Raw genomic sequence first — 7,723 nt, forward strand, 5'->3', positions numbered from 1 at the left:
AGCCCCGCGCGCCTGGCGGGCCGCCCGGCGCCGCGCCCGGTGCCCGCGCCCTCGGCCGCCGCCGAGGCGCCCGAGGCCGCTGCCGCCCTGGAGGCCGCGCACACCACGACGGTGGACCGCGAGGCGGCCGCCGCCTTCGGCCGGGTGGACGAGAACGGCACCGTCTGGGTGCGCCGCGCCGACGGCGAGCACGAGGTCGGCGCCTACCCCGACGCCACCCCCGAGGAGGCCGTCGCCTACTTCGTGCGCAAGTACGAGGAGGTCGTGGCCCAGGTCGACCTGTTCGAGCAGCGGCTGCGCAGCACCGAGCTCGCCGGCAAGGACATCGTCAGCGGCGTCAGCGCCCTGCGGACGGCGCTGGCCGAGACCCGCGCCGTGGGCGACCTGGACGCCCTCGCCGCGCGGGTGGAGGCGCTGGCCACCGTCGCCGACGAGGCGCGGGCCGCGGCCGACCGGGCGCGCGCGGCCAACCGCGAGCGGCTGCGCGCCGCCCGGCTGGCCATCGTGGAGGAGGCGGAGGCCATCTCCGGGCAGGACCCGGAGAAGGTCCAGTGGCGCACCGCCGGTGAGCGGCTGCGGACGCTGTTCGAGGAGTGGAAGGCCGCCCAGCGCGAGGGCCGGCTGGACAAGCGCAGCGAGGACGAGCTGTGGAAGCGCTTCAGCCACGCCCGCAGCGCCTTCGACAAGATGCGGCGCCACCACTTCGCCGCGCTCGGCGAGCAGCGCTCCGGCATCCGCGCCGAGAAGGAGAAGCTCGTCGCCGAGGCGGAGGCGCTGTCGACCTCGACGGACTGGCGGGGCACGACGAACGCCTACCGGGCCCTCATGGACCGCTGGAAGGCCGCCGGCCGCCTGGGCCGCAAGGACGACGACACGCTGTGGGACCGCTTCCGCGCCGCCCAGGACGTCTTCTTCGCCGCGCGCAGCGCGGCCAACGAGGAGGTCGACGAGGAGTTCCGCGGCAACCTGCAGGTGAAGGAGCAGCTGCTCGTCGAGGCGGAGGGGCTGCTGCCGGTGCGCGACGTCAACGCGGCCAAGGCGGCGCTGCGCGGGATCCAGGACCGCTGGGAGGCGGCCGGGAAGGTGCCCCGCGCGGACCTCGGCCGCGTCGAGGGCCGCCTGCGCGCCGTGGAGACGGCCGTGCGGGACGCCGAGCAGGCCCGCTGGACGCGCAGCAACCCGGAGGCGCAGGCGCGCGCCGGTGGGCTCGCCAGCCAGCTGGAGAACGCGATCCGCGACCTCGAGGCGGACGTGGAGAAGGCCCGGGCCTCCGGTGACGCGCGCTCCCTGGCGCGCGCCGAGGAGGCGCTGCGGGCGCGCCGCGCGTGGCTGGACGCCGCGCAGGCGACGCTGCGCGAGGTCCGCTGACCCGCAGGAGCCTGACGCAGGACCCCGACGCACGACCGCGGGGGTCCGGAGCACGCGCCCCCGCCGTCCGCACAGGACGGCGGGGGCGCGTGCTCGTCCACAGCAGCGGGGCCGGTGCGGGCGGCCGGGCGCCGCAGGCGGTGGACTGGCGTGCGTGTCCTCCCCTCCGCACCTGCGCAGCACCCCGGCCCCGCGGGGCGGGCCGGCCGGCAGCAGCTGGCTGACCGCCGTCCTGGACCGCGGCGCCGATCCCGACCCGGCGCTGCCCTGGCGGCCCCGCGGTGCCGGGGAGCGCGCGTGGACCGACCGCGACGTGCGCGACGGGCTGCTGCGGCGCGTGGTGGGCGACGTCGTGGTGGGTGCCGACGTGCCGCTGGAGCTGCCCGTGCGGGCCCGGGCGCTGGCCCTGCTGGTGCCGGCGGGCGCCGTCGTGCTGGCCGGTGCGGCCGCGTGGGTGCACGCGGGGGCGCCGCTGCCCGCACCGGCTCAGCTGCTCGTGGGCGGTGTGCGCCTGCCGCCCGGCGCCGGGACGGGATTGCCGCTCACCGCTTCGCGGGTGCGTCCCGACGAGCGCGACGTCGTCGCCGTGGCCGGGCTGCTGCTGACCGCACCGGCCCGCACGCTGCTGGACGTGGCCCGCACCAGCCCCCACCAGGCCGGGCGCGTGCGCGAGGCGCTCCAGGCGGCCGGTCTGCTGGACGCCGACGCCCTGGCCGAGGCCGCCGGGCGCGCCCGCGGCCGGGCCCACGTGCGGACGGCCCGCGACGTGCTGCGCCTGGCGGGGCCGGCCGCCCCGCTCAGGGCTTCTGCTGCTGGCGCGAGGCCATGACGCGGTACGCGTCGAAGACGCCGTCGACGCGTCGCACGGCGCCCAGGACGTGACCGAGGTGGTTGGGCTCGGCCATCTCGAAGGAGAACTTCGACAGCGCCACCCGGTCCCGGCTGGTGCTCACCGTGGCGGACAGGATGTTGACGTGGTTGTCCGACAGGACGCGCGTGACGTCCGACAGCAGCCGCGCCCGGTCCAGCGCCTCCACCTGGATCTGCACGAGGAAGAGCCGGGACTGCGCCGAGGGCAGCGCCGTGGCCCACTGCACGTCGACGATCCGCTCGGGTTCCTGGCGCAGCCGCACGACGTTCTCGCAGTCCTCGCGGTGCACCGACACCCCGGCGCCCCGGGTGACGAAGCCGACGATGGGGTCCTGCGGGACGGGGGTGCAGCAGCGGGCCAGCTTCACCCACACGTCCTCGGCGCCGCTGACGACGACGCCCGCGTCGCCGCTGCTGCGCCCGGGGCGGGCCTGGCCGGGGGTGGTGGCCTCGGCGAGGTCCTCCTCGACGGCGGCCTCGCCGCCGACGGCCGCGATGAGCTTGTCGACCACGTGCTGGGCGGAGACGTGCTTCTCCCCCACGGCGGCGTAGAGCGCGGACACGTCGCCGAGGTTGAGCTCGCGGGCCACGACGAGCAGGGACTCGTGCGACATGAGGCGCTGCAGCGGCAGGTGCTGCTTGCGCATGGCGCGGGCGATCTCGTCCTTGCCGTCCTCGATCGCCTCCTCGCGCCGCTCCTTGGAGAAGTGCTGCTTGATCTTGTTGCGGGCGCGGGGGCTCTTGACGAACTGCAGCCAGTCCCGGCTCGGGCCGGCGCCGTCGGCCTTGGAGGTGAAGATCTCGACGAGGTCGCCGTTGTCGAGGGTGGAGTCCAGCGGGACGAGGCGGCCGTTGACGCGGGCGCCCATGGTGCGGTGGCCCACCTCGGTGTGCACCGCGTACGCGAAGTCGACGGGCGTGGACCCGGCCGGCAGGGGCAGGACGTCGCCCTTGGGGGTGAAGACGAACACCTGGCTGGCGTTGATCTCCCAGCGCAGGTCGTCGAGGAAGTCGCTCGTCGCCGACTCCCGCTGCCAGTCGACGACCGACTTCAGCCAGTCCATCTCGCCCTGGCGGGCGCCGCCGCCACCGGTCGAGGTGGGGTCGTCCTTGTACTTCCAGTGCGCGGCGATGCCGTACTCGGCGCGCTGGTGCATGTTGTGCGTGCGGATCTGGATCTCGACGGGCTTGCCCTCGGGCCCGATGACCGTCGTGTGCAGCGACTGGTACATGTTGAACTTGGGCATCGCGATGTAGTCCTTGAACCGGCCGGGCACCGGGTTCCAGCGCGCGTGCAGCGCACCGAGGACGGCGTAGCAGTCGCGGACGGAGTCCACGAGGACGCGGATGCCGACGAGGTCGTAGATCTCGGCGAAGTCGCGGCCCCGCACGATCATCTTCTGGTAGATCGAGTAGTAGTGCTTGGGCCGGCCGGTGACCGTGGCGCGCACCCGGGCGCTCTTGAGGTCGTCCTCGATCTGCGCCCGCACGCCCTGCAGGTACTCCTCGCGGGCGGGCGCGCGGTCGGCGACGAGCCGGACGATCTCGTCGAACACCTTGGGGTAGACCGTCGCGAAGGACAGGTCCTCCAGCTCCCACTTGATGGTGTTCATGCCGAGCCGGTGGGCCAGCGGGGCGTAGATCTCCAGCGTCTCGCGGGCCTTCTTCTCCGCGGAGGAGGCGGAGACGTAGCGCCAGGTGCGGGCGTTGTGCAGCCGGTCCGCGAGCTTGATGACCAGCACGCGGATGTCCTTGGCCATCGCGACGATCATCTTGCGGACCGTCTCGGACTGGGCCGCCTCGCCGTAGGTCACCTTGTCGAGCTTGGTGACGCCGTCCACGAGCAGCGCGATCTCGTCGCCGAACTCCGCGCGCAGGTCGCCGAGGGTGTAGTCGGTGTCCTCGACGGTGTCGTGCAGCAGCGCCGCCGCCAGCGTGGACGGCGTCATGCCGAGCTCGGCGAGGATCGTGGCCACGGCCACGGGGTGGGTGATGTAGGGGTCGCCGCTCTTGCGGCGCTGACCGTCGTGGGCGCGCTCGGCGCGCTCGAAGGCCTTCTCCACCACCGCCAGGTCGGCCTTGGGGTGGGTGGTGCGGACCGTGCGCAGCAGCGGCTCCAGCACCGGGGAGACGTTGGACTGCCGGTGCTGGCCGAAGCGCGCCAGCCGCGACAGCATCCTGCTCGCGGTCACCGGGCCCGGGGACGTCTCCGCCCCGCGGCGGCGCTCCGGCCCGTTGGGCCGGCCCGAGGCGGGTGGCCGCGGGGGCTGCGGCACGGGCACGACGGCACCGGCGGGGCCGCCGGCGGAGGCGGTGCTCGGGCCTCCGGTGGAGCCGGCGGTCGCCGTCGCGGTCGGAGTGCTCGACGGCGCGGGCGACCCGTCGCTGGCCGTGGCGTCCACGGCGGCGGGACCGCCGGTGGGCGCACCCGTGGTCAGGGCGTGGGTCTCGGTGCCGTCGGCCATGCCGCTCCTCCGTCTGGTCCGGAGTCCAGTCTAGGTCGGCCGGGCACCCGCCGCGGTCCGAGCGCCGGACTGCGGCGCGCCACCGGGCCGCCCGGCGGGTGCGCCCGCGCCGGGCGGGCGGCTCAGGGGGCCGTGTGCAGCGCCACCACGGGCCGCTCGCCCAGGCGCGGGCGCCCGCCGAGGGCGGCGAGCTCCAGCAGCACCGCGAAGGCGGCCACCTGCGCCCCGGCCTCCTCGATGAGCTCGCACGCGGCGAGCGCGGTGCCGCCGGTGGCCAGGACGTCGTCGACGACGAGCACGCGCTCGCCCGCGCGCGCCGCGTCCGCGCTCAGCTCCAGGGCCGCCGTGCCGTACTCCAGGGCGTACTCGCGCCGCAGCACCGCACCGGGCAGCTTGCCGGCCTTGCGCACCGGCCAGAACGCCAGCCGGGCGCGCTCGGCGGCCGGGGCGGCGAGCATGAACCCGCGCGCCTCCACCCCTGCCACGGCGCTCGCGCCGACGGAGCGCGCGAGGTCGGCGAGGGCGGCGACGACGAGGCCGAAGGCCTCGGGATCGGCCAGCAGCGGCGTGATGTCCTTGAAGACCACCCCCGGCTGCGGGAAGCCCGGGACGTCGCGCACGCCCGCGAGGACGGCCGCCTCGACGCGGTCGGCGTCGGGCACGGCCGGCGGTGCGCTCACTGCGCGCCACCGGCGCCGAGCGCCGGCTGCGGCTGCGGGGTGCGGCCCTCGCGGACGTCGGCGTCGAGCGCCTTCACGCCCGCCTCCCGCGAGCGCAGCACGACCAGCAGCGGCGTCGCCACGAAGATCGAGGAGTAGGCCCCGACGAGCATGCCGACGAAGAGGGCCAGGCTGATGTCGCGCAGCGTCCCGGCCCCGAGCAGCAGGTCCCCGATGAAGAGGATCGCCGCCACCGGCAGCAGCGCCACGACGGTGGTGTTCACCGAGCGCACGATCGTCTGGTTCACCGCCAGGTTGGCCGCCTGGGCGAAGGTGCGCTCGCGCGTGGCGAAGGCGGCGACGGTGTTCTCGCGCACCTTGTCGAAGACCACGACGGTGTCGTAGAGGGAGTAGCCGAGGATCGTCAGGAAGCCGATCACGGAGGCGGGGGTCACCTCGAAGCCGACGAGGGCGTAGACGCCCGCGGTGATGACCAGGTCGTGCACCAGGGCCACCAGCGAGGCCAGCGCCATCGTCCAGGTGCGGAAGTACAGCGCCATGACGATGGAGACGATGATGAAGAAGACCACGAGGCCGGTGAGCGCCTTGTCGGTCACGTCCGCGCCCCAGCTCGGCCCGATGCTGGAGGAGGTCACGTCGTCGGCGGGCACCTCGAGGCGCTCGACCAGCTCCGCGCGGATCTCGTCGAGCTGGGCGGGGGTCACCGTCTCGGTCTGGATGCGCACGCCGTCGGTGCCGACGGTGGTGACCGTCGGCACGGAGCCCGGCAGCACCTCCTCGACGGCCTCGCGGGCGGTGTCCTGGTCGGAGCTGCCGCTGACCCGGAACTCCGAGCCGCCCTCGAACTCGATGCCGAAGGTCAGCCCCGGCTTCCACAGCAGCAGCCCGGAGACGAGCACGAGCACCGCGGCGATGAGGAACCAGAGCCTGCGGCGGCCCACGAAGTCGAAGGAGGACTCACCGGTGTAGAGCCGGTTGCCCAGCTGTGCCATGCCCATCAGGCGTCGTCCTCGCTGTCGTGGCTGTCGCGCGGCCCGGCGGCCGTCCCGTCCCCGGCCCCGCTGTGGGCCTTGGCGCGCTCCTGGGCGCGCCGCTCGGCGACCGTCGGCCGGTGCGCCCCGTGGTGCAGGGCGTGGCGGGCCACCACCGAGCCGAGGTGCTCGGGGTCGAAGCCGGACCACTTGTGCCCGCTGCCGAAGAACTTCGTCCTGGCCAGCAGCGCCACGAGCGGGTGCGTGAAGAGCATGACGATCGCGACGTCGACGAGCGTGGTGATGCCCAGGGTGAAGGCGAAGCCGCGCACGTTGCCGACGGCCAGCACGTAGAGCACGACCGCCGAGAGCAGGCTGACCGCGTCGGAGATGAGGATGGTGCGCCGCGCGCGGTGCCAGCCGGCCTCGACGGCGGTCGAGAGGGCGCGGCCGTCGCGGATCTCGTCGCGCACGCGCTCGAAGAAGAGGATGAAGGAGTCGGCGGTGACGCCGATCGCCACGATGAGGCCCGCCACGCCGGCCAGGCTCAGGCGGAAGCCCTGCAGCCAGCTCAGCAGCAGCAGGACGCCGTAGTTCAGCGCCGCGGCCAGCACGAGGCTGCCGACGGTCACCAGGCCCAGCGCCCGGTACTGCAGCAGCGAGTAGGCCACGACGAGGACGAGGCCGACGACGCCGGCGAGCAGGCCGCGCTGCAGCTGCTCGGTGCCGAGCGTGGCGGAGACCTGGTCCTCGGTCTGCACGGTGAAGGAGATCGGCAGCGCGCCGAACTGCAGCTGCTGCGCCAGCGCCTCAGCGCTCTCGCGGGTGAAGTTGCCCGTGATGTCGACGTCGTTGGTGAAGGTCTGGTCGACGCTCGGGGCGGTGACGACGAGGCCGTCGAGGACGGCGGCGAACTGGTTCTGCGGCGCGGTCAGCGTGGAGATGCGCGTGGTGAGCGCCTGGAAGGCGTCGGCGCCGGCGGCGTCGAAGTTCAGCCGCACGACCCAGCCGCCGGTGGCGAAGCCCTGGTCGTTGGAGGCCTGGGTCGCGATCGCGCTGTTGAGGTCGGTGCCCTCGATCTCGGCCGGGCCCAGCACGTACTTGGCGAGCCCGTCCTGGCTGCAGGTGACCAGCGGCTTGGCCGGGTCGTCCACGACCCCGCCGGTGCGCTGGGCGGGGTCGGAGCAGTCGAGGTTGGTGAACAGCGGGTACAGGTCCTGGATCGACAGCCACGCCTGGTCGCTGGCGTCGGTCGGGGAGGCGGTCGGGGTGCCCGTGGGCTGGCCCGGACCGGGCGTCGGCGTGGGGGTGGCGATGTCGGCCAGCGACGGCGGGGTGGTCACGGCGGGCTCGGCGGGCGCTGCGGGCG

Annotated in this window: 6 protein-coding genes; 2 read left to right on the top strand and 4 right to left on the bottom strand. The window is 74.8% G+C overall.

The window, feature by feature from the left end; translation table 11 throughout:
* Positions 1 to 1,368, top strand: a 1,368-nt coding sequence (locus tag GTQ99_RS16705; protein WP_240897588.1) for a DUF349 domain-containing protein, incomplete at its 5' end; no start/stop codon positions are given.
* Positions 1,369 to 1,522: 154 nt separating this feature from the next.
* Positions 1,523 to 2,197 (top strand): hypothetical protein, encoded by a 675-nt coding sequence (locus GTQ99_RS16710; protein WP_166616864.1) that lies wholly within the window; start codon positions 1,523 to 1,525, stop codon positions 2,195 to 2,197.
* Here the strand turns inward: GTQ99_RS16710 and GTQ99_RS16715 are convergent.
* From GTQ99_RS16715 to secD, 4 genes are all read right to left on the bottom strand, one after another.
* Positions 2,166 to 4,703, bottom strand: a complete 2,538-nt coding sequence (locus GTQ99_RS16715) for a RelA/SpoT family protein (RefSeq protein ID WP_166616865.1) — start codon at positions 4,701 to 4,703, stop codon at positions 2,166 to 2,168. The genes GTQ99_RS16710 and GTQ99_RS16715 overlap by 32 nt on opposite strands.
* Before the next feature lie 122 nt (positions 4,704 to 4,825).
* A complete protein-coding gene (locus GTQ99_RS16720) occupies positions 4,826 to 5,383 on the bottom strand; it encodes an adenine phosphoribosyltransferase (protein ID WP_338075049.1) in 558 nt (185 codons plus the stop codon).
* A complete protein-coding gene (gene secF, locus GTQ99_RS16725; RefSeq protein WP_166616866.1) occupies positions 5,380 to 6,381 on the bottom strand; it encodes a protein translocase subunit SecF in 1,002 nt (333 codons plus the stop codon). The genes GTQ99_RS16720 and secF overlap by 4 nt, the downstream gene beginning before the upstream one ends.
* The coding region (gene secD / locus GTQ99_RS16730) for a protein translocase subunit SecD (protein WP_166616867.1) at positions 6,381 to 7,723 on the bottom strand (1,343 nt) is incomplete at its 5' end. The genes secD and secF, both read right to left, overlap by 1 nt.

The organism is Kineococcus vitellinus (assembly GCF_009906315.1).
In the GTDB taxonomy this organism is placed as follows: Bacteria; Actinomycetota; Actinomycetes; order Actinomycetales; family Kineococcaceae; genus Kineococcus; species Kineococcus vitellinus.

Coding starts and splice junctions, on each gene's coding strand:
- GTQ99_RS16715 (WP_166616865.1), bottom strand. CDS start 4,703: ATGGCCGACGGCACCGAGACCCACGCCCTGACCACGGGTGCGCCCACC.
- secF (WP_166616866.1), bottom strand. CDS start 6,381: ATGGGCATGGCACAGCTGGGCAACCGGCTCTACACCGGTGAGTCCTCC.